Annotated in this window: 22 protein-coding genes; 2 read left to right on the forward strand and 20 right to left on the reverse strand. The window is 55.2% G+C overall.

All coding sequences use genetic code 11. The features are described from left to right. Positions 1–33: 33 nt before the first annotated feature. From ACAF76_RS14895 to racE, 14 genes are all read right to left on the reverse strand, one after another. Positions 34–927: an IS3 family transposase gene (locus tag ACAF76_RS14895; protein WP_421616917.1), complete on the reverse strand. Its 894-nt coding sequence runs from the start codon at positions 925–927 to the stop codon at positions 34–36. Beyond that, positions 897–1,193 carry a helix-turn-helix domain-containing protein gene (locus ACAF76_RS14900; protein WP_400162144.1) on the reverse strand — a complete coding sequence of 99 codons (297 nt, stop codon included), beginning with the start codon at positions 1,191–1,193 and terminating at the stop codon, positions 897–899. The genes ACAF76_RS14895 and ACAF76_RS14900 overlap by 31 nt, the downstream gene beginning before the upstream one ends. 96 nt (positions 1,194–1,289) lie before the next feature. Beyond that, a complete protein-coding gene (locus tag ACAF76_RS14905) occupies positions 1,290–2,666 on the reverse strand; it encodes an MATE family efflux transporter (RefSeq protein WP_400164192.1) in 1,377 nt (458 codons plus the stop codon). A 207-nt stretch (positions 2,667–2,873) separates the two neighbouring features. Next, positions 2,874–3,515 (reverse strand): ribosome biogenesis GTP-binding protein YihA/YsxC, encoded by a 642-nt coding sequence (gene yihA, locus ACAF76_RS14910; RefSeq protein WP_400164193.1) that lies wholly within the window; start codon positions 3,513–3,515, stop codon positions 2,874–2,876. Further along, the gene (lon, locus tag ACAF76_RS14915) at positions 3,512–5,851 is read right to left on the reverse strand and encodes an endopeptidase La (protein ID WP_400164194.1); all 2,340 of its coding nucleotides are present in this window, start codon (positions 5,849–5,851) and stop codon (positions 3,512–3,514) included. The genes yihA and lon overlap by 4 nt, the downstream gene beginning before the upstream one ends. Before the next feature lie 221 nt (positions 5,852–6,072). Next, entirely contained in the window at positions 6,073–7,770 is a 1,698-nt protein-coding gene (gene lonB, locus ACAF76_RS14920; RefSeq protein WP_400164195.1) for an ATP-dependent protease LonB, read from the reverse strand. Between the two features lie 191 nt (positions 7,771–7,961). Next, a complete protein-coding gene (clpX, locus tag ACAF76_RS14925) occupies positions 7,962–9,227 on the reverse strand; it encodes an ATP-dependent protease ATP-binding subunit ClpX (protein ID WP_400164196.1) in 1,266 nt (421 codons plus the stop codon). Positions 9,228–9,247: 20 nt separating this feature from the next. After that, positions 9,248–9,829 (reverse strand): ATP-dependent Clp endopeptidase proteolytic subunit ClpP, encoded by a 582-nt coding sequence (gene clpP / locus ACAF76_RS14930; RefSeq protein ID WP_400164197.1) that lies wholly within the window; start codon positions 9,827–9,829, stop codon positions 9,248–9,250. A gap of 149 nt (positions 9,830–9,978) precedes the next feature. Next, positions 9,979–11,271, reverse strand: a complete 1,293-nt coding sequence (gene tig, locus ACAF76_RS14935) for a trigger factor (protein ID WP_400164198.1) — start codon at positions 11,269–11,271, stop codon at positions 9,979–9,981. A 140-nt stretch (positions 11,272–11,411) separates the two neighbouring features. After that, on the reverse strand, positions 11,412–11,939 hold the full coding sequence (locus tag ACAF76_RS14940) for a metallophosphoesterase (protein WP_400164199.1): 528 nt from the start codon (positions 11,937–11,939) through the stop codon (positions 11,412–11,414). A 40-nt stretch (positions 11,940–11,979) separates the two neighbouring features. Continuing rightward, positions 11,980–12,579, reverse strand: coding sequence for an XTP/dITP diphosphatase (locus ACAF76_RS14945; protein WP_400164200.1), 600 nt, complete (start codon positions 12,577–12,579; stop codon positions 11,980–11,982). After that, entirely contained in the window at positions 12,572–13,354 is a 783-nt protein-coding gene (rph, locus tag ACAF76_RS14950) for a ribonuclease PH (protein WP_400164201.1), read from the reverse strand. Before rph ends, ACAF76_RS14945 begins: the two co-directional genes overlap by 8 nt. A 174-nt stretch (positions 13,355–13,528) precedes the next feature. Beyond that, on the reverse strand, positions 13,529–14,584 hold the full coding sequence (locus tag ACAF76_RS14955; RefSeq protein WP_400164202.1) for a GerMN domain-containing protein: 1,056 nt from the start codon (positions 14,582–14,584) through the stop codon (positions 13,529–13,531). 95 nt (positions 14,585–14,679) lie between these two features. Further along, complete coding sequence (gene racE, locus ACAF76_RS14960; RefSeq protein WP_400164203.1) at positions 14,680–15,492, reverse strand: glutamate racemase; 813 nt, start codon at positions 15,490–15,492, stop codon at positions 14,680–14,682. 169 nt (positions 15,493–15,661) lie between these two features. Here racE and ACAF76_RS14965 point away from each other — a divergent pair, with 169 nt between their 5' ends. Then, the gene (locus tag ACAF76_RS14965; protein ID WP_400164204.1) at positions 15,662–16,639 is read left to right on the forward strand and encodes a superoxide dismutase; all 978 of its coding nucleotides are present in this window, start codon (positions 15,662–15,664) and stop codon (positions 16,637–16,639) included. Positions 16,640–16,717: 78 nt separating this feature from the next. Here ACAF76_RS14965 and ACAF76_RS14970 read toward each other — a convergent pair whose 3' ends face one another. Next, positions 16,718–17,065 (reverse strand): DUF1360 domain-containing protein, encoded by a 348-nt coding sequence (locus tag ACAF76_RS14970; protein ID WP_400164205.1) that lies wholly within the window; start codon positions 17,063–17,065, stop codon positions 16,718–16,720. Positions 17,066–17,260: 195 nt separating this feature from the next. On the opposite strand from ACAF76_RS14970, the gene ACAF76_RS14975 reads away from it, so the two are divergent. Beyond that, the gene (locus ACAF76_RS14975) at positions 17,261–18,145 is read left to right on the forward strand and encodes a glycosyltransferase family 2 protein (protein ID WP_400164206.1); all 885 of its coding nucleotides are present in this window, start codon (positions 17,261–17,263) and stop codon (positions 18,143–18,145) included. Positions 18,146–18,569: 424 nt separating this feature from the next. Here the strand turns inward: ACAF76_RS14975 and ACAF76_RS14980 are convergent, their stop codons facing one another. The 5 genes from ACAF76_RS14980 to ACAF76_RS15000 are packed head-to-tail and all read right to left on the reverse strand — an operon-like array spanning position 18,570 to position 22,178. Beyond that, a complete protein-coding gene (locus ACAF76_RS14980; RefSeq protein ID WP_400164207.1) occupies positions 18,570–18,770 on the reverse strand; it encodes a hypothetical protein in 201 nt (66 codons plus the stop codon). Then, positions 18,745–19,041: a ferredoxin family protein gene (locus ACAF76_RS14985; RefSeq protein ID WP_400164342.1), complete on the reverse strand. Its 297-nt coding sequence runs from the start codon at positions 19,039–19,041 to the stop codon at positions 18,745–18,747. The genes ACAF76_RS14980 and ACAF76_RS14985 overlap by 26 nt, the downstream gene beginning before the upstream one ends. Beyond that, positions 19,041–20,336 (reverse strand): FAD-dependent oxidoreductase, encoded by a 1,296-nt coding sequence (locus ACAF76_RS14990; RefSeq protein ID WP_400164208.1) that lies wholly within the window; start codon positions 20,334–20,336, stop codon positions 19,041–19,043. Before ACAF76_RS14990 ends, ACAF76_RS14985 begins: the two co-directional genes overlap by 1 nt. Next, complete coding sequence (locus ACAF76_RS14995) at positions 20,329–21,351, reverse strand: electron transfer flavoprotein subunit alpha/FixB family protein (RefSeq protein ID WP_400164209.1); 1,023 nt, start codon at positions 21,349–21,351, stop codon at positions 20,329–20,331. Before ACAF76_RS14995 ends, ACAF76_RS14990 begins: the two co-directional genes overlap by 8 nt. After that, complete coding sequence (locus tag ACAF76_RS15000) at positions 21,348–22,178, reverse strand: electron transfer flavoprotein subunit beta/FixA family protein (RefSeq protein WP_400164210.1); 831 nt, start codon at positions 22,176–22,178, stop codon at positions 21,348–21,350. The genes ACAF76_RS14995 and ACAF76_RS15000 overlap by 4 nt, the downstream gene beginning before the upstream one ends. Positions 22,179–22,185: the final 7 nt, after the last annotated feature.

A 22,185-nucleotide genomic window follows, 5' to 3' on the forward strand; every position in this document is an offset into this window, starting at 1 on the left:
CCCAATTTGTAGACAGTAAGAAAAACCCGGCCGCTAGGCCGCAAGTTGACGCCTGTATTCTACAGGCGTTAGCTTTTTTAGGTTGATTTGAATCCGTTCCTCATTGTAGAAACGGATATATTCTTCAATTCGCCTTTGTGCCTCTTCTAAGCTTCGTATATCATAAGGATAGAGTGCTTCCACCTTGAGATGGGAAAAGAAGCTCTCCATAGAGGCATTGTCTAAACAATTGCCTCTACGGGACATGCTGATTTGGGCGCCAACCGTAGGCAGCATGTCATGGTACGCATGGGACGTGTACTGGAATCCCTGATCGCTGTGAACGATCAGTCCGGTCACGTCCTTTTGCATTTCAAAAGCTTTCTTAAACGTCTCGAGGACTAATGCATTGTCATTTCGTAAACTCATATGGTAAGCCACAATCTCATTGTTGTATAAATCTTTTATTGCGGAGAGGAACAATCGCTCATCTCCAATACGAAATTGAGTGATATCGGTGACCCACTTCTGATTTGGTTTATCTGCGGTAAAGTCACGTTGTAACAGATTATTGGCAACACGACCAGTCGCTTCAGCGACCTGATACGTACTACGATAGGTGCGCTTACGCCGAATGATGGCCTTGATCCCAAGCCCCTGCATGATTTTCAATACCTTTTTGTGATTCACTCGTTTGTTGTATTGCCGTAGCAGCTCTTCTTTTATCCTCCGATAACCGTAAATTCCTTTTCGCTGCGTATATATGGCTTGAATCTGCAGTTTGATCTCACGATCCCGGTTCATATGTTTCCGTCCCAAATAACGATAATATCCGCTTCTCGAGACCCCCAGAACCTTGCAAAGCTCTGTCACAGTGTACAGCGATGCAACTCTTTCAATAATGCGATACTTCCTACTTACACCTCCGGTTTCCAGATTTCCAAACACTTTTTTAGCATTTCATTCTCCCGTTCCAGTTTTTGAACGTACCGACTCTGGTCGATATACTCTTTGCGCCTCCCACGTTGATCGAGGAGTCCAAACTCCCCAAGCTGTCGATATTTTCGCATCCAGCTTTTTACTCGATCTTTATCTTGAATTTGGAAGTGTTCAGTAATTTGGCGATATGTCCATTTTTCTTGTACATGTAAACGAATCGCCTCTATCTTCATTTCTTCCGAATACGACTTAAACTTTTGTCCTTTGATTGCCATGAAAAATGCACCCCCTAAAGATACATCGGATTTCCCTAGGGGTTTTTCCAATGTCTACTTTAAGGGGTGCACTTCAATAGAGCCCCCGGTTGTTTTTTATTCGCTCGGACTGACCAGCGATTTGCTTTCCCACGCTCTGCTCTTCCAGCGGAAAAACATGACGATACCGCGTATCCACTCATCGGCGGCAATAGCCAGCCAGACGCCCGCCAACCCTAAGTCGAGGGTAAAGACGAGGAAATAGCCGAGCGGCAGACTGACCCCCACCATCGAGATCAGCCCCATGTAGACAGGAAACTTGGCATCGCCTGCCGCACGCAGCGAATTGATCAGGATGAGGTTGAAGGTGCGCCCGCTCTCCAGGAAGATGCTCAGCAAAATCACCTGGGAAGTCAACCGGATAATGTCCAGATCGTCAGTAAAGATGCCCACCAAAGACTCGCGGTACAAAATCACGAACAGCTCGACGATCAAGGTCAAAATCAATCCCCAGCGCAGGCTTTTCCAGACGCGGGAGTAGGCTTCGCTCTTGCGGTTTGCCCCTACCAGCCGCCCGGTCACAATCGCCGTTCCCATCCCGATCGCCAGGCTGAACAAGTAAATATACGTAGATATGTTCATGGCGTACTGCCGTGACGCCAGCTCTGCTGCCCCGAGAAATGTCACGTAAAACAAAAACACCGACTGACACGCCTGATAGGTGACCTGCTCGAACGCCGCGGGGACGCCGATCGCCAAAATCTTGCGGATGTACTCTTTCGTAAAGGAAAAGTAGTCCCGGAACTTGATTTTGACTGTCAACAACCGATACAGAAGCCAAAAGAAGACGAGCAGCGCAACAGCCCGGCTGAATACGGTGGAAATGGCCGCACCAGTCACGCCCAACTCAGGAAACCCGTAATGGCCAAAAATGAGCACGTAGTTGGCGAGTACGTGAACGATGTTCATGCCCATGGAGATCAGCATGGACTCCCGCGTATACCCGTGCGTGCGAATGACGCTCGCCAATGTATTGATCAGTGCCTGCAAAAAGATCGATCCGCCCACAATGGTGAGGTACGTAGAAGCGTAGGCATGGATGTCGCCTTGCAAGTTCATCGCATGCAGCAGCGGTCCGCTAAAGCAGAGAAACAGTATGCTGATCACGATGCCGACCAGCAGATTGAGCGTAATCGCGATCGCGGCAATCCGCGAAGACTCGGCCAGCTTCCCGGAGCCGATGTATTGGGCGACAACGATCGCCGCACCTGTGCCGATCACTTCCAAGATCAAAATGGCGATTGAGATAAACTGGTTCGCCGCGCCCACACCGGAGACGGCATGATCGGACACGGCACTGAGCATGAAAATATCGGTACTGCCCATCAGCATAAACAAAAATAATTCCAGAAAAATCGGCCAGGTCAACGGAAACAGCTTTAATTCCTTGGCTTTCTTCTTATCTGTCTGTTTCACAGATGCAATCGTACTCATGTTGACACCTTTCCTCCAAATATTGCTTGTATCGTCCCATGTACCGGAGCAAAGGCACAGGTAAGTGGTTCAATCATACGCCCAACTCGGACGTTTGGCTAGTTGAGAAAATGTAAACAAATGATGAAAAAATGAAAATGACCTGCCTCATGGAAAGGCAGGTCACAAACTTTATGATTGTACAGCCATGTGCTGATACGCAACAAGCTACGCTTCGTGCATCTCCTCTGTGTCTGCTTCAGCGCTCTTCTGCGCATCTTTTGCCTCGCGCAAGCGCCGCATGATTTCTCCCCACAGCTCATCTTTGCCCTGGCCGGTCTCGGAAGAAAAGACAATGATCGTGTCGTCACCGCGCAGCTGCAAATCCTGGCGAATCACCTTGATGTGCTGCGGCCATCGGCCACGGGCGATCTTGTCCCCTTTTGTTGCGACGACGACGGTTGGCAGACCGATTTGCTTGCACCAGTCGTACATCGCCACGTCATCCTTGCTGGGCGCGTGGCGGATGTCTACCAACTGGATGACAAACCGCAGCTCCTGACGGTTTTTCAGGTAGCCCTCGATCATCTTGCCCCATTGCTCCTTGATCGATTTGGCTACCTTGGCATAGCCGTAGCCGGGAAAGTCGACGAAGTAGAGCATCTGATTGACGCGAAAGTAGTTCAAGGTCTGGGTTTTCCCCGGTCTTGAGCTGGTCCGCGCCAGCCCTTTGCGGTTCATCATTTTGTTCAGAAGCGACGACTTGCCTACATTGGAACGGCCGACGAGTGCGATCTCCGGCAAGCCGTCTACGGGATACTGCTTGGGTCCGACAGCACTGATGACGAACTCTGCTGCGGTCACTTTCATGCCTGCTCACCACCCGGCTGTCGCGTCAGCGCGTATTTCAACACTTCATCCAGATGCTCGACCGGATAGAAGGTAAGTTCTTCGCGGACACTTTCCGGGATATCCTCAATGTCTTTTTCGTTGTCCTTCGGCAAAACGATCGTGGTCAGGCCTGCACGGTGGGCAGACATGCATTTTTCCTTCAAGCCGCCAATCGGCAGTACGCGGCCGCGCAGCGTAATTTCCCCGGTCATGCCGACTTCCTTGCGAACCGGAATCTGCGTCAGGGCCGACACGAGGGCAGTCGCCATGGTGATCCCTGCCGACGGTCCGTCTTTGGGGATGGCGCCCTCCGGTACGTGGATGTGAATGTCGTTTTTCTCGTGGAAGGCGGCGTCGATCTTCCACTCTTCCGCCCGTGAGCGAATGTAGCTGAATGCCGCCTGTGCGGACTCCTTCATCACATCGCCCAGTTGTCCCGTCAAGGTGAGCTTACCTTTGCCAGGCAAAATGCTGACCTCGACATTGAGCGTGTCTCCGCCGGACTGCGTCCAGGCCAGACCCGTCACCGAGCCGATCTGGTCGTTTTTCTCCGCCAATCCATAGCGGAAGCGCGGCTTGCCGAGCAGCTTCTCGAGCGTCTTCTCCGTTACGACGACACGCTTTTTCTCGCCGCTGACGATCAGCTTCGCCGCCTTGCGACAGATGTTGGCAGCTTCGCGGTTGAGGTTGCGCACGCCGGCTTCCCGCGTATACTGGCGCACGAGCTTCAGCATCGCATCCTCGTGCACCTGGAGCTTATCTTTGCCCAGCCCGTGATCTTCCATCTGTTTGGGCAAGAGATAGCCTTTCAGGATGTTCAGCTTCTCCAGCTCGGTATAGCCGGAGATCGAGATCACTTCCATCCGGTCGAGCAGCGGACGCGGAATCGTATGCAGGCTGTTGGCGGTCGTGATGAACATAACATTGGTCAAGTCGTAGGTCTCTTCTACGTAATGGTCACTGAACTTGTCGTTCTGGTTCGGGTCCAGCACCTCGAGCAAGGCAGATGCCGGGTCACCGCGAAAATCGGAAGCGAGCTTGTCGATTTCATCGAGCAAAAAGACCGGATTGATCGTGCCAGCCTGCTTCATTCCCTGGATGATCCGTCCTGGCAGCGCCCCTACATACGTACGGCGATGGCCGCGGATTTCCGCTTCGTCGCGCACACCGCCGAGCGAAATGCGGACAAACTCCCGTCCCAGCGCCCGCGCCACCGAACGGGCGAGCGAAGTTTTTCCTACGCCGGGAGGGCCGACCAGACAGAGAATCGGTCCGCGCATGGAATTGACCAGCTTTTGGACAGCCAGGTATTCCAGCACACGCTCCTTCGGCTTTTCCAGGCCGTAATGGTCTTCATCCAATACCTGTTCGGCATGATTGATGTCCAGGTTGTCTTCCGTCTGCTTGGTCCAAGGCAACGACAGCAAGGTGTCGATGTATGTGCGTATCACGGAGCCTTCCGCCGACGTTGTCGGCATTCTCTCCAGACGATCGAGCTCTTTTTCCAGCTTGGTCTTGATTCGCTCCGGTGCATCCGACTTCTCGATCTGTTCGCGAAGTTCGTCGACTTCACCCTGCCGCCCGTCCTTGTCGCCCAGTTCCTTTTGGATCGCTTTCATTTGTTCGCGCAGGTAGTATTCCTTTTGCGTGCGCTCCATCTGCTTTTTGACGCGGTTGCCGATTTTGCGCTCGAGCTCCAGCACTTCCCGCTCGTTGTTGAGAATCGTCAGGAGAATTTCCAGCCGGTCGCGAATGTTGACCGTCTCCAAAATTTCCTGCTTATCCTTCATTTTCAGCGGCAAATGGGACGCCATTACATCAGCCAGCCTGCCCGGCTCCTCGATGTCGGCGACGGAGCTGTAGGTCTCCGGCGAAATTTTCTTGGACAGCTTGATGTACTGCTCGAAGTGTGCCAAAACGGAACGCATCAATGCCTCGACTTCGTTCTCATCCGCCTTTTCATCTTCCAGGTATGTAATAGAGACAATAAAGTACTCATCTTTCTGGATATACTCTTCGATTTTTGCCCGCTGCAGCCCTTCCACCAGTACGCGGATTGTACCGTTGGGCAGCTTCAGCATTTGTTTTACCCGTGCGACGGTACCGATCCTGTAGATCTGCTCCGCGTCAGGCTCTTCTATCTGGACCTCTTCTTGCGTCGCCAGCAGGATTTTGTTGTCGTCCACCATGGCTTGCTCCAGTGCGCGAATCGACTTTTCGCGTCCAACATCAAGATGGAGTACCATCGTCGGATACACAAGCAATCCTCGCAACGGGAGAAGCGGTAGTTCTCGTTTCCCGAAAATGTCGCCCAAACTTATGCACCTCTCCTTGCTGATCCCTTTTACAGAATTCAGTTAACATGCAAAAACGGCTCCGACAGCCGTTTTTGATCGTCGAAAAACTCCTCGAAAAGCTGTGGGCTCCCTTCCTTGCATGTGGGCAGGGAGCCCCACGCAAACATGCTAGGTTGAAGCTTTTTTCCATTGTAGCGCAAACACAATCCGATGTCTAATCCGCAAGTACATACAACTCTCTACAGCGACACCGGAGAGGAAGCGAGCTGTTCTGCGGGAAGCTGCAAGGTGAATCCTGCTTCTTCCGATTCCGGTTGCTCCTGTTCCAGCAAAGCCAGATCGATCACTTGCGAAACGGTGGAGACAGGGATGATCTCGATGCCCTTCATGTCGGAAAAGATGCTCTGCCAGTTCTCCTCCGGGATCAGCACTCGCGAAGCCCCTGCGAGACGTGCTGCTTCGACCTTTGCCACGACCCCGCCGACCGGTTTTACCTTGCCGTGGATACTCACTTCACCGGTCATCGCCAGCAGGTTGTCGACCGGTCGTTGCATAATCGCCGAGGCAATGGCGGTCGCGATGGCAATGCCGGCGGAAGGTCCGTCAACAGGGACACCACCCGGGAAGTTGATGTGCAGATCGTAGTCATGGACAGTAAGCCCCATCCGTTTCAGGACGGTCATTACGTTTTCGATGGAGCCTTTGGCCATCGATTTGCGGCGAATCGTCCGGCTGCGGCTGCCCATCTCTTCTTCTTCGGCCATGCCGGTCATGGCGATCTTTCCTTCTCCTGCGATGGCAGCGGGTGTCGCTGTTACCTCGAGCTCCATCACGCTGCCCATGTTCGGACCGTAGACCGCCAGTCCATTGACCAGCCCGATCTGCGGTTTGTCGTGCACCTGCTTTTCCAGTCGCGGCGTCTTCTGGCTGCTGTGCATCACCCATTCCACGTCAGAGGCGACAATCTCCTGGCGTTCTTCTGTCAGCGCAATACCTGCGGCAATCTGCAAGGTATTGATCGCTTCCCGTCCGTTGGTGGCATAGCGCTCGATCACCGCGACCGCCGCATCGGCAATGCTCATCTCCATCTTCGGTACGGCAGTTCGGACGATGCTGCCGATCTCTTCGGCTTTCAGCGGGCGGAAAAAGATCTCCAGGCAGCGGGAGCGCAAAGCGGCAGGCAGTTCATCCGGCATTCTCGTAGTCGCGCCGACGAGGCGAAAGTCGGCTGGCAGGCCGTACTTGAAAACTTCGTGAATATGGGAAGGGATCTGGGTGTTTTCCTCGCTGTAGTAGGCGCTCTCCAGCATCACCTTGCGATCCTCCAACACTTTCAGCAGCTTGTTCATCTGAATCGGGTGCAGCTCGCCGATCTCGTCGAGGAACAAAATGCCGCCATGCGCTTTCGTTACCGCTCCGGGCTTGGGCTGCGGAACACCCGCCTGTCCGAGAGAGCCCGCCCCCTGATAGATCGGGTCGTGAACGGAGCCGATCAGCGGGTCTGCGATACCCCGCTCGTCAAAGCGTGCAATCGTCGCATCAATCTCGATAAACTTGGCGTCTGATTTGAACGGTGAAAGGCTGTTTTTCTTCGCTTCTTCCAGAACAACCCGGGCTGCCGCTGTCTTGCCGACTCCCGGCGGGCCGTAAATGATCACGTGCTGCGGATTGGGGCCGCACAAAGCTGCCCGCAAGGCCCTCAGACCGTCCTCCTGCCCGACAATCTCCTCCAGCTTGGCTGGCCGGGTCTTCTCCGAGAGCGGCTCTGTCAGGGCGATCATTCGCAGTCGGCGCAGTGAGTCGATATCCTTCTTCGTTTCTTTTTCCGTAGAGGTTTTGCTGTTGCGTTGGGCGCGCAACAGGTTCCAAAAATAGGTGCCGATGACAATCCCGACAACTACTTCAATCACGGCGATGACAAGCGTCGTGTAATCCATCTGCTGTCCCTCCCATGCGTACTGGCAGCTTGATTTTCCTTGCAATCCTCTCGAGCTATACCAAGTAGTATTGCCTCCCGCCAGAGGACGTAAACCAGCCTTCCTGATACTGCCACAAGGGGGACGTAGACATAAAAAAGGTGCCCCGCAGCACGTCATTTCGCTGCGGAACACCTTTTGAATTGATGCGACTATGCGGTTTCGCTGCGTGCGTTCTGCCCTTCTTTGGTAAGCAGGGCAGGCTTCACCTTGTCGCGAACGGTTTCTTCGTTGATGACGCATTTGCTGACGTCTTCACGGGACGGCAATTCGTACATCATGTCGAGCATGATCTGCTCGATGATGGCACGCAAGCCGCGCGCTCCCGTGTTGCGCTTGATCGCTTCCTTGGCGATCTGCAGCAGGGCGCCCTGATCGAATTCGAGCTCGACGCCGTCGAGGCTCAACAGTTTTTGGTACTGTTTCACCAGCGAGTTTTTCGGCTCGGTCAGGATGCGGATCAGTGTCTCTTCATCCAGCGGCTCCAGCGTAGCCAGCACCGGCAGACGACCGACGAATTCAGGGATCAGGCCGAAGCGCAGCAAGTCTTCCGGCAGGACGTACTTGAGGTACTCCCCTGCTTTCAGATCGCCTCTCACGCCTTCGTTCAGATCGCTGCTAAAGCCGATGACCTTTTTGCCGAGGCGGCGTTTGATGATCTGCTCGATACCGTCGAAAGCTCCTCCGCAAATAAACAGGATGTTGGAGGTGTCGATCTGGATGAACTCCTGATGCGGATGCTTGCGGCCACCTTGGGGCGGAACGCTGGCTACCGTACCTTCCAAAATCTTCAGCAGAGCCTGCTGTACACCTTCACCCGATACGTCGCGCGTGATCGACGGGTTTTCCGACTTGCGAGCCACTTTATCGATTTCATCGATGTAGATAATGCCTTTTTCGGCTTTTTCCACATCGTAATCGGCAGCCTGGATCAGCTTGAGCAGGATGTTCTCAACGTCCTCGCCGACGTACCCCGCTTCTGTCAGGGAAGTCGCATCGGCGATGGCAAACGGAACATTGAGAATGCGTGCCAACGTCTGGGCGAGCAAAGTTTTCCCGCTACCGGTCGGACCGATCAGCATGATGTTGGATTTTTGCAGCTCCACATCTTCGATTTTGGCACCGGAGTTGATGCGTTTGTAGTGATTGTATACTGCTACCGCCAACGATTTTTTCGCCATGTCCTGCCCGATCACATAATCGTCGAGGATTTTGCGAATCTCAATCGGTTTGGGGATTTCTTTCATGTCTACTTCTTCTTCGGTGCCCAGCTCTTCTTGTACGATCTCGTTGCACAGTTCAATGCACTCGTCACAAATGTAGACACCGGGACCAGCTACCAGCTTGCGCACCTGTTCCTGGGACTTGCCGCAGAAGGAGCACTTCAGTTGGCTTTTATCGTCGTTAAACTTAAACATGCGCGTCACCTCACAACGGGTCAGTTTTTGCGTTCGATAATGGCGTCAATCAATCCGTATGCCTTGGCGTCTTCAGCACTCATAAAGTTGTCGCGATCGGTGTCCGCTTCAATACGTTCGTATGGCTGACCTGTCCTCTCCGACAAGATTTCGTTCAATTGACGTTTTGTCTTCAAAATCCACTGCGAATGGATGCGAATGTCTTCCGCTTGCCCACGGACACCACCAAGCGGTTGATGGATCATCACTTCGCTGTTGGGCAAGGCGTACCGCTTGCCTTTTGCCCCAGCCGCCAACAGGACCGCACCCATGCTGGCAGCCATCCCGACACAAATCGTCGATACGTCCGGCTTGATGAACTGCATCGTATCATAGATCGCCAGACCGGCAGTAACCGAACCGCCCGGCGAGTTTATGTATAGCGAAATATCCTTGTCCGGATCTTCAGCCTGCAGGAACAAAAGCTGGGCCACAACGACGTTGGCGACCTCATCGTCAATCTCCGTACCCAAAAGAATAATCCGGTCTTTCAGCAGGCGGGAGTAAATGTCGTAGGAACGCTCGCCTCTGCTTGTTTGTTCAATCACCATTGGGATCAGCATATGTATTTTCCTCCTTTGCAAAAAAAAGGTTTTACCCGACAAGGATGGAAAACGATTGGTGAAAAACAAGGCACGAGTGTATCGTGCCTTGTATCCTTCATCCAGTGGGGCAAGCCTGAACACTGGTTACTTGTTTCGTTCCTCTTAGTCTATGCAGTTACTTTGTTTTGTGCAACCAGGAAATCGACGGTTTTGCGAGTTTGCACGTCGCGGTTCAGCGCAGCCAGACCGTCTTGAGCGGCGAAGATTTTACGCAGTTCGTCTGCCGGACGACCGTACATGCCAGCCAGCTTGTCCAGCTCTTCGTTTACGTCTTCCTCTGTTACCTCGATGTTTTCTGCTTTGCCGATTGCTTCCAGGGTCAGAGCAGTGCGAACGCGAGCAGTCGCATCTGTGCGCAGTTGGTCGCGCAACTGGCTCTCATCCATTCCGGAGAACTGGTAGTACAGCTCCAGCGTCATGCCTTGGAATTGCAGGCGTTGGGCGAACTCGTTCACCATTTGGTCCAGCTCGTGCTCAACCATGACTGCTGGCAGATCGATCTCTGCGTTTTCAGACGCCTTCAGCACCAGTTGCTCGCGAACGTACAGATCTTTGTCCTGCGCTGCCTTTTCTTCCAGTTTTTTCTTGGTGTCTGCTTTCAGTTCTTCCAACGTGTCGAATTCGCTCACGTCTTTGGCGAACTCGTCGTCGAGAGCCGGCAGGTTTTTACGTTTCAGGCCGTTCAGCTTCACTTTGAAGACAGCTTCTTTGCCCGCCAGGTTCGGAGAGTGGTACTCTTCCGGGAAGGTAACATTGATTTCTTTCTCTTCGCCGATGCTCATTCCTACCACTTGCTCTTCAAAGCCGGCGATAAAGGTGCCTGTACCGAGTTCCAGCGTGTAATCTTCCGCTTTTCCGCCTTCGAAAGCTACGCCATCCTGGAAGCCTTCAAAGTCGATAACAGCCATGTCGCCGTTCTCAGCAGTGCCTTCCTCAACTGTTACCAGTTCCGCATGACGCTCTTGCATGCGTTTCAGTTCTGCTTCTACATCTTCCTCGGTTACTGCAAACTCTTTTTCTTCGATGGTCAAGTTTTTGTAGTCACCCAGTTTCACTTCCGGCTTCACGGTAACGGTAGCCTTGAAGATCAGGTTTTTCCCCTGCTCCATTTGCTCGACGTCAACTTCCGGGCGGTCTACAGGCTCAATCCCTGTTTCACGCACAGCTTGTCCGTAAGCCTCTGGCAACAGGATGTCAAGTGCATCCTGATACAGAGATTCCACGCCAAAGCGAGCTTCAAAGATTTTGCGAGGTACTTTTCCTTTGCGGAATCCTGGAACTTGAACCTTTTTTACGACCTTTTTAAACGCTTGGTCCAGCGCTGCGTCCACTTGCGAAGCATCTACTTCAACAGTCAGGACTCCCTGGTTATTCTCTACCTTTTCCCAATTTGCTGCCACGTAAACTTCCCCTCCTAGATTCAATCAACAAGAACACCGCCAGCCGGGCCCGCAGGCACTCCGACTCGGGCGATAATATTCAAGCCATTATAACCACTACAGTATATCATAAATCAATTCATTTTCAAGAAGACTCCCATTTAACGCCGCAAGGAAAATTGTCCCCCCAAACGAGGCTCCGGATTGCCGGCCCGATCGTAGTAGGCAACCTGTACAAAAACCGCCTCCGGGGTAGCATCCGTCTGCTCCACAATCGCGTAGGTCGGCTTGTCAAAACCGCGCGGCATCTGCAAGCTGCCGGGGTTGAGAAACAGGATTCCGCGCTCCTCGGCACAAACCGGAGTGTGCGAGTGACCGAACAGGACGACGTTGACCCCTGTCTCTTCGGCGCGGTAATGCAGACGCAGCAGCGAGCTTTTCACCCCGTACAAATGCCCGTGGGTTTGCAGGATGCGCAAATCTTTCCAACTGCTTTGCCGTTCGTTGGGCACCGCTTTGGTCGTATCGCAGTTGCCGCGTACCAGCACCATGCCGGCAAACGGCTTGCGTTGGTGACTGACACAAAAATCGCCGCAGTGCAGGATTTTTTCCACATCAGGGTGGCGCGCCACCACACTCTCCACTTCCCGCACAAGTCCGTGGCTGTCACTGAGAACCAGGATCGCCATCCCTCTCACTCCCCCGTCCTTCGATCTGTTTTGCTGCCGCCTACTTCCCCTCGATGATGGCCAGCAGATTGCGCATCGCTTCCGCCCGGTGGCTGATCGCGTTTTTTTCCTCGGCTGCAAGCTCAGCCATCATCTTCTGTCTGGCCGGTACAAAAAACACCGGATCGTAGCCGAAGCCATTGCTGCCGCGCGGCTCGCGGGCAATGACTCCCTCACATGCTCCCGTCGCGATGATCGGCTCAGCCCCCGGCTCCACCAGCGCCAGCGTGCAGCGAAAACGGGCCGTTCGACGCGCATTCGCCACGCCGTCGAGCTCTTTTAGCAGCTTTCGCCAATTTTCCTCATCGGTAGCATGTTCACCTGCGTAGCGGGCGGAGTAGACACCGGGACGTCCATCGAGCGCATCTACCTCCAGACCGGAATCATCCCCGATCGCCGGCAGGTTCAAGTATGTAGAAATTGTCACCGCTTTTTTTACGGCGTTCGCTTCAAACGTGTCGCCGTCTTCCACGACCTCTGGCGCATCGGCAAATTCCGCGAGACTGACGCACTCCCATCCAACGTGCGCGAACAGGTTGTTGAACTCCCTGACCTTTCCCTGGTTGCGCGTCGCCAGTACGATCCGTTTTTTCTCAGCCATGGTTTTCACCCACCAGCGTCTGCGCTGGCGCAGCATCCCCATCCGCAAACGACAGTGGAATGTCGGAGAGCGCTTGCTTTTGGCTGGCGATCAACTGCCCGATCCCGCTCTTGGCCAAAGCCAGCATCTCCTGCAGCTGTTCTGGCGAGAATGGGGCGTCTTCACCGGTTCCCTGCAATTCGACAAACTTGCCTTTGCCCGTCATCACCACGTTCATGTCTACCGTGGCAGTCGAGTCTTCCTTGTAGTTCAAGTCCAAAACGGCGTTGTCGCCGACGATCCCGACCGAAGTAGCGGCGAGAAAATCGTGCAGGGGAAGCTCCTTCCACACACCGCTCTCCACCAGTTTATGCATCGCATCGACCATCGCTACAAAGGCTCCTGTCACCGAAGCCGTACGCGTACCTCCATCTGCCTGGATCACGTCGCAATCGAGCCAGATCGTACGCTCACCCATCGCCTCGAGGTTAACGACCGAACGCAGCGCGCGGCCGATCAGGCGCTGAATTTCCATCGTTCTGCCCGCTACCTTGCCTTTGGATGATTCACGTGCATTGCGTGTCGCTGTAGCTCGCGGCAGCATCGAATACTCGGCTGTGATCCAGCCTTTTCCTCCGTTGCGCATAAAAGGCGGAACTCGATCCTCCAACGTCGCCGTGCAGATCACCTTGGTGTCTCCGACCTCGATCAGGCACGAGCCTTCCGCGTGCTTGTTGTAATGGCGCGTAATCGTAATCGAACGCAATTCGTTGAACGCTCGGCCATCTACTCTCATGTCAAGTTCCCCCTACCTATTTTTACTCCGCTCATTATACCAGAGGCAGGAAACGCTCTGCCACTCATCTGCCGCGCATTCGCTATTTGCGACAATTGGCAATATTCCAAGCGGGAAACAAAAAACCACGCGTCCAACAAAATGGGCGTGGCTTGATGCAAGGTCTGCGAAAATTTAGAAGCTCAATGAATTGACCAGCAGTGGTCTGGCGACAGGTTTGGAAAAGTCTTGCGCTCCGCCGCTGATCGGTTTTCCTTCTACCAAGAGCTGCACCTGTTTGGCGCCAGTGCTCTCCGTGAGCGAAAGCACCAGGGACTCCAGTACGTCGGGACTCGCTTCCCGGCCCTCGTCGTATTTGAGAATATCATCGCTTAGGTTGACGGTAATCAGGTCGTTTTGCTGCTGAACATCGAGGACGCGGGTCGTTCGCAAAAGCGAGCTGAACAGTTGCGTGCCTTCCTTCGGCCCTTTGATCAGCTCTTCGACCGTAGCCTTGGCGACGTTGTCCGTCTCCGGAATGAGACGAGTCACCGGAACAAAATAGGTGCGGGCGTTGTCCAACTGGCTTTGGAAGTAGACCGTCACGGCAGTCGTTTTGCCAGGGACTGCTCCGTCAGCCAGTTCCAGATTCACGCCGAGCGTGCGGTCAAGCTCGTTGATGGGCGTCCGCGCGACCGGCATCTCGGTCAGCGGCGTTCCGTTGATCCAGATTTGCACAGTCTTGACGTTGTCAAATTCCGTCATCGCCCGGGTGATGGCGTCGAGAATTTTCTTTTCATCTTCCTGCTTATACGTTTTGAACTCTTTGGAGAAGTCGATCGTGGCGACTCCTTCCTTGATCACCAGCCCCTGCACTTTTGTCCCCTCGGGGAAAACGGCGGAAAAGCCGTTCGGCAGCATCGCTTCTACCGGGCCGCCCTTGACCATGTAGGTCAGCACCTGCTTGGCGGTGCCTTCCTCCTTGGGCAAGGTGAGCGAGACGGGAACGACGTAGCCATTGGCGTCCAGCAGGTACACGGTTCTTTCGTACGTGCCGGTCATCGCTTCCGGCTCCTCCACCTCGCCCGACTCCTCCCCAGGCACTGCCTGCGGTGTCTCGACCTCCACCTGTGACAGCGGCGGCGGATCAATGCTTACATCTTGTTCAGGGCCGAAGAGACCGCAGCCCGAAACGAGCATCGCACTTACTCCCAGCACGGCTGTATATTTGCCGATGCCTTGTATCTTCATATCATCCCAGCCTCCTCCAGACACTTTGTACTACCATGTATACGAGCAGGGCTTGGGTTTATGCGTGGAATGTCTGTACAAAGCATCGGGAGCCGCTATGACTTGAGCGACCTCTCCAGCGCGTGGTATTCTACGCGAACAGTGCGGCTCAGCCACTCTTCGGCAATTTCCCGAAACATCCCGGTGTCTCCTGTCGTGACAAACACATGGTCTGGCGGCGCTTGTTTCTCCTTGCGCTCGTCCGGACCGATGTATGCAGCCAGCTCGCGCGCCGTCTCTTCTGCCGAGCTGATCAGCGTCACACTGTCGCCGACTACCTCCTGGATCACCGGGGCAAGCAACGGATAATGGGTACAGCCGAGGATCAAGGTGTCCAACTCTTCGCGCAAGAGCGGTGTCAGCGTTTCACTCACCACCCGCCGCGCTTCCTCTGTGTGGGCCAGGTGCTTTTCAACCAATGGTACAAACGACGGACAAGCCAGGCCGGTGACGTGCAAATCCGGCTTGATTTGCAAAAGCGATCGCGTATACGCCTGGGAGCGGATCGTCGCTTCCGTGCCGATCACGCCGATTCTGCCGTTGCGGGTCGCGTTTACCGCCGCTCTTGCTCCCGGTTCGATGACGCCGATGACGGGAACAGGCAAGTCCTTTTTCGCCTCGTCCAGCACGACTGCAGTAGCCGTATTGCAAGCGATGACGAGTGCCTTCAACGGTGTACGGGTGACAAAGTCAATCATCTGGAAGCTGTAGGCGCGTATTTCTTCCGGCGTTTTGGAGCCATAGGGACAGCGGGCGTTGTCACCCATGTACAAAATCGGCTGACTGGGCAGTTGACGCATGATTTCCTTGACGACCGTCAGTCCTCCCACTCCCGAATCAATGACGGCAATACCTTTCTCTTTTTCCATATCGTGTTGTCTCCCCTGTTGTCGGAAATACATACAGCATACCACTACGGACAGTAGTTCTTCTACCATATGCGGCCGGATCTTTCCTTGCAATCCGCGATTGGCGCACCTTCACTAGGCGTATTTCATACCCTGTTGATGAGCTTTTTTATCCAGGGAGGGATCGAATGTGGAAGAGCAAATCAGGCATTTGATGGACTGGAGCCAATGGGGCAGACAGTGGGTGGAGCATTTGCGCACGAAAAAGCCGCTCCACCGGGAATTGGAACGCCACTTGCACAAATTTGACGAGACGTTTACTTCGATCGGAAGGCAGGCTGCCCGGCTGGACAAGGGCCGCGTGCAGGAAATGCTTCCGCTATTGGTCGCCCAAGCGCAAAAGGTTCAGGAACAGTTTCACAAGTTTTTGCGGCTGGTCGAACAGCATGAACAAGACACCCCCGAGCCCAAACCCGCCTCCTATCCGCCTGCAGGCGAGCCTGGCTTTCGGCGTGTGAGCGAACGCGTCCCGGTCGGTCGTCCGGTGCCCGCAGGCGGTCATTCGCTGCCGCCTCTTCCCTATGACTACAATGCGCTGGAGCCGCATATTGACGAAGAGACGATGCGGATTCACCATGCGACCTTGCACAAAAAGTACGTAGACGACCTGAACAAAGCCGAGCTGGAATTGGAAAAGGCGCGGTCTAACGGCAACTTTGAGCTGATTCGCCATTGGGAGCGGGAGCTTGCCTTCAACGGTGCGGGCCACTACCTGCACACGATTTTCTTTTCTGCCATGAGTCCCCAAGGAGGCGGCGAGCCGGGAGCAGAGCTGGCCGCGGCGATCAGCGCCTACTTTGGCTCCTTCCAGACCTTCAAACAGCAATTTTCGCAAGCTGCCGAAAAGGTAGAAGGTCCGGGCTGGGCGATCCTCGTCTGGTCGCCGCGCGCGCAGCGTCTGGAACTGCTGACAGCAGAGAAGCATCAAAACCTGTCCCAGTGGGATGTCGTCCCGCTGCTGCCGCTGGATGTATGGGAGCACTCCTATTTTCTCAAGTACAAATCCAAGCGGGCAGACTACATCAAAGCCTGGTGGAACGTCGTCAACTGGCCGTACGTGGAGGAGCGCTATCGCCAGGCCAGGCGCCTTCGCTGGCAGCCTTTTTAACGGAAAACGAGTCCCTCCCCCGTACAAACGCCCTCTGCTGCCAGCCGTTTGCGGCGAAGCGGAAGAGGGCTTTCTCATCTAGCCAAAGTACATCTTCGTCTCAATCACTGCCGCTGCTCCCGCAATCGCCAGGATCAAAATGAGCGGATACGAGAGCGGCACGTGAAAATACAGGGCGACCAACGCCGCAGTCGTCCAGATTCCCACGCACCAGTGGCAGCTCAGCAAAGAACCGATCCAGTACCGCAATCCCGTTCCTTTGATATGGACAGTGCGGACAAGCTGTCCGGTCGCATCCGGCTCATAGGTGACGGTCAAAAACGGGGCGCGCACAAACGATGCGATCTCGTCGAAAACGATCAGGTGCGTCAGCCTGAAGCTCGCCAATACAAGAATCGTCAGGTCCAGCCACGTCATGCCCAGCACGAGAGATACCCCCTTCCCCCGAAGTTACGACCTGTGCGGTCATACGCCACATTCGTTCCTTCTATACGTACTTTCATCCGGTCTATCCTATGAATGTCCCGCCGTACAGGTGAGTAGCGACCCGCAAGCGATCGCGGGGAATCCCCTCAGCATAGGCTGGCGCATAGGATGACAGGGAAGAAAGGAGTGAACGAATTGTCCAGCACTTCCCTGCCGTTGGTATCCATCATCATCCCGGCCAAAAACGAAGGGCCCAACGTCCGCTCTACCCTGGCCTCCCTGCTACAGAACAAAACCCGCTACCCGCTGGAGGTCATCGTAGTCGACGATGGCTCGACGGACAGCTGCTGCGCGTTTTTGCACGACCAAAGCGAGCCGCAGCCAGTCAGGCTGATCACGACCAAAGGCATCGGCGCTGCCCCGGCCCGCAACCTTGGAGCCGAGCAGGCGCAAGGCACGTACCTGGTGTTCTGCGATGCCCATTTGACGTTTGAGCCGTACTGGCTGGACCGGCTGCTCGAACTGATCGCCTCTGGCACGGCAGACGCAGTCGCTCCTGCCATCGGCTCGATGACCGAACCGCACAAGCGCGGCTACGGACAGACGCTTACGCAAAGCTGGGAAATCGAATGGAATCCGCGTCCGAAGCGCCCTGCTCCCGTCGCCATATTGCCCGGCGGCTGCTTTGCCATTTCCCGCTCGGCGTTTGACGATGTCGGCGGATTCGACCGCGGCTTTCGGGTATGGGGGTACGAGGATATTGAACTATCCGTAAAATTGTGGCTGTTCGGGTACCGTTGCTTCGTCCATCCCGACGTCAACATCCTCCACCTGTTTCGCAGCGTACATCCGTACACGGTGACCCACACTCATGTGTACTACAACATGCTGCGCATGGCGTACAGCCATTTCAAGGAAGAGCGCATCGCCTCCTGCAAAAAGCTGATTCTCTACGCAGATGCGGAGAAGGTGGAGGAAGAAGTCGTGAAAAACGGCGCACTCGACCAGCGGCACCGCTACCTGGCACGTCGAACCTACGATGACGACTGGCTGGTGCACACATTCCGCCTGCCGCTCTAGCAAGAAGCGGTCTGCAAGCAGGGTACAGTCGGAAAAACAGTCAATCTGTTCCCACTTTCCCAAGGATGGCATAAACCGTAGTATACCTCCGTAATGAAAGGATGAGATCGCATTGACTCCTGAACAATACCGTCCGTACAGCCGTCACCGTCAATCCAGACCTGTTCCGCCCAATCACGTGCCCCCCAGGGGACCGCAACCACAGCCTCCCACGCCCCAGTACGGACCGACACAAAATGTCCGCAACGTGCCTCCGAGAACGGGCGGCTGCTGCGGTCGCAGACGTTCACAGTAACATCGACCTGGTGCAATGCCCGTCCCAAACACGGGCACACCACGTCGGGGAGTACACAGCTTTTTTGTCTGATCCATGCAAGAAAGGAGCGGCCCGGAAATCCCGCTCCTTTCGTTTTTTCGCCTGCACCTACAACCGGTACAGCGCTTCTGATTGCTCCCAGCTGACGAATTCATCCTCCCAGACGACCTGGCATAGCTCCCCATTCTTCGCGTACACGATTCCCCGCGTACCATCCCGCCGATAGACGACCTGATCCCCGATCTGAAGCGTTCTTGCTTCTGCCTTTTTTCCCTGCCCTCGCTCAAGCGAGTCGGAAAATGATTCCATGCCCGCCCTTGGGGTACTCCCATTTGATGTTTTCATAGGGACAACCGATGCGGCAGCTTCCGCATTCGTGACACCCTTCATAGCCCACATGCATCCGCACCTCTTCCCACTTGTAGACTTCTGCCGGACAAAAAATTGTACACAGCTTGTCGGGGCATTTGGTCGCACAGATGTCTGCATCCATGACGTGAAGATGCGACTTCGTATCGGCCTTGAAACGGACCAGATACTGCTTCTCCTCGATGGATTGCCCCTTTGGCAAATCAGCCATCACTTCATCACCCTCCACGCGTTCATCAGATCACGGGCCATTTTCCACTTCTCCTTGGTGCCGCCGAGATCGCGCCAGATTTTTTTCTGTTTTTCCCATTTGGAGTTGCCGTCTACGGTAAACATCTGGCTGGCAGCGCGGTTCATCAGCGGAATGTACTGCTCGAAATACTGCGGGAATTTTTCAAAGTGATGGGTGGCATCCTTGTATTTTTTCAGGTCCTGGCCGACAAAGCTGTCCAGCAGATTGATGCGGTACGCATCCAGCATCTTTTCGGAGAAATCGCCTGCCTCGCGCGCTTGAAGAATCGTTTCCGCAGCCATCACGCCGGATGCCATCGCCATGTTGGAGCCTTCCCGATGGATCGCATTGACGAGTTGGGCCGCGTCGCCGACGACCAGCACTCCGTTGCCGACGACCTTGGGCATCGAACGGTACCCTCCCTCCGGAATGAGGTGAGCCAAATATTCCTGCTGCTCGCTCCCCTGGATATACGGGCGGATCATCGGGTGGTTTTTTACATAGTCGAGCAGTTCGTACGGCTTGATCTTTTGCCTGATCAGCCCGGAGAGCATCGTCCCAACCCCGATGTTGAGGCTGTCCTTGTTCGTGTAGAGCCATGCTGTGCCGAGGATGCCTTTGGTGGAATCGCCAAAAATCTCGATCGTACAGCCGTTGTCCCCTTCCAGGTTGAAACGGTCCTCGATGATTTTGCGATCCAGCTTGAGCACCTCCATGACTGCCAGCGCTACCTCGTCCGGGCGAAACTCCTTGTGGAAGCCGAGCGATTTCGCCAACAGCGAATTGACCCCGTCTGCCAGTACGACGACATCGGCGTACACGTCTCCGTCCGGGCGATCTGTGCGCACTCCGACTACCTTGCCGTCCTCGACGATACATTCCAGAGCGACCGTCTCGTTGAGCAACAGCGCCCCCTCCTGCACGGCCCGGTCGGCAAACCACTGGTCAAACTTGGCGCGCAGAACGGTGAAGTTGTTGTACGGCTCCTGCGCCCACTCCAGCCCCTTGTAGCTGAAGGAAAGCGCCGATTCTTTGTCGAGCATCATAAAGCGCTGCTCGACGATCGGCCGTTCTAGAGGAGCTTCCTTGTAAAATCCGGGAATGATGTCCTCCATCGTCTTGCGGTAGAGAACGCCGCCCATGACGTTTTTCGAACCCGGGTACTCGCCCCGCTCCATCAACAGTACGTTTGCGCCCGCCTTGGCCAGCGTGTAGGCACAGGCAGTCCCGGCCGGACCGGCTCCTACGACAATTACGTCAAATTTTTCAGCCATATTGAACCTCCTTGTCCGCCATCTGCCGGAACGCATCCATCAGCAGCGGAACAATCTCAAAGGCATCGCCGACTATGCCGTAGTGGCACGCCTGGAAGATAGCGGCGTCCGGGTCTTTGTTGATGGCGATAATCAATCCCGAATTCTGCATGCCGACAATGTGCTGGATCGCCCCCGATATCCCGATGGCAAAGTACACTTTCGGGGTCACCGTCACGCCGGTCTGCCCGACCTGGTGCTGATGATCGATCCACCCCGCCTCGACTGCGTCCCTGCTTGCTCCCACAGTCGCTCCAATCGATCGGGCGAAGCGGTGAACCAGCTCGAAGCCTTCCTTGCTGCCCAGTCCCTTGCCGCCGGCGACGATCACATCAGCCTCGTCCAGGCGCACCTTTTCTTTCGTTTCCCGGACGATTTCCAGCACTTTGGTGCGAATCTCCTCCTCCCGCAGCGCGATCGTCTCCTCGATCACAGTGCCGGTACGCTCAGGCTCGGGAGACAGCGCTTTCATAACTTTGGGACGTACGGTCGCCATCTGCGGCCGATGCTTTTTGCAGAGAATCGTCGCCATGATGTTGCCGCCAAATGCCGGTCGGCTCGCTTCCAGCAAACCCGTCTCGGCATTGACGTCCAGCATTGTCGTGTCGGCGGTAAGCCCGGTTTGCAGGTCTGTTGCGACCGCGCTCGCCAAATCTTTTCCTGTCGAGGTCGCGCCGTAGAGGAGAATTTCCGGTTTGTGCCGTTCGACCGAGGCGATCACCGCGCGCATGTACGACTCCGTCCGGTAATGGTGAAAAATCGGATCGTCGTAGAGGTACACTTCGTCTGCACCGTAGGCAAAAGCAGTCTGTGCCAGCTCGCGTACGCCGTCGCCGATCAACAGCCCCGCCAGCGGCACTCCGCGCTTGTCGGCCAACTGCCGCCCCGCGCCGAGCAGCTCCAGGGAAACAGCAGCGATCCCCTCCTGCTGTACCTCGAGGAACACCCAAATCCCGCGATAGTCTTCCAGATTCATGCCCGCTCCTCCTTTACCCGAAACAAGCTCTGCTTCTCCTGCAAAATCTCCATCAGCCGGGAAACCTGCTCTTCAGGAGACCCTTCCAGCCGTTCGCCCCCTTTTGGCTTTTCCGGAGGCCATACCTTGGCGACGATGGTCGGTGATCCTTTCAGGCCGAGAAGCGTCCGGTCAATGTCGCCCAGATCGTTGACAGACCAGACGACAGGCTGGTAGCGGGCGGCGCGCAGCATGTTGGGCAGCGGGGAGTACGGCACCTCATTGATCTCTTTTTCCACGGAAAACAGACAGGGCAGGGCCGTTTGAATCACCTCGTATCCGTCCTCCAGCTTCCGGTGTACAATGGCGTAGCCTTCTTCCTTGTTCACCTCTACCACTTTATTCACATTGGTGAGCGGCGGTACATCGAGGCGTCTGGCAATGCCCGGTCCCACCTGTCCGGTGTCGCCGTCAATCGTCATTTTGCCGCAGATGACCAGATCGACGGGGCGAATCTCGCTGATCTTTTCGATCGCCTTGGTGACGGCGTAGCTGGTCGCCAGCGTGTCCGCTCCGGCAAAGGCCCGGTCAGTCACCAGGTAACCTTCGTCTGCCCCGATTTCGATGCACTTGCGGATCGCTTTCACGGCTGGCGGCGGTCCCATCGTCACGACGGAAACGACGCCTCCGTAGCGATGCTTGAGACGGACTGCCTCCTCGACAGCGTGGGCATCGTACGGGTTGAGAATCGCGGGTGCGCTCGCGCGGTCCATGGTATTGGTCTTGGGGTTCATCTTGATGATTTTTGTGTCGGGCACCTGTTTGATACAGGCGACAATATGAAGCATGCAGCTT

The sequence above is a fragment of the Brevibacillus sp. TJ4 genome (assembly GCF_044627595.2).
Lineage (GTDB): Bacteria > Bacillota > Bacilli > Brevibacillales > Brevibacillaceae > Brevibacillus.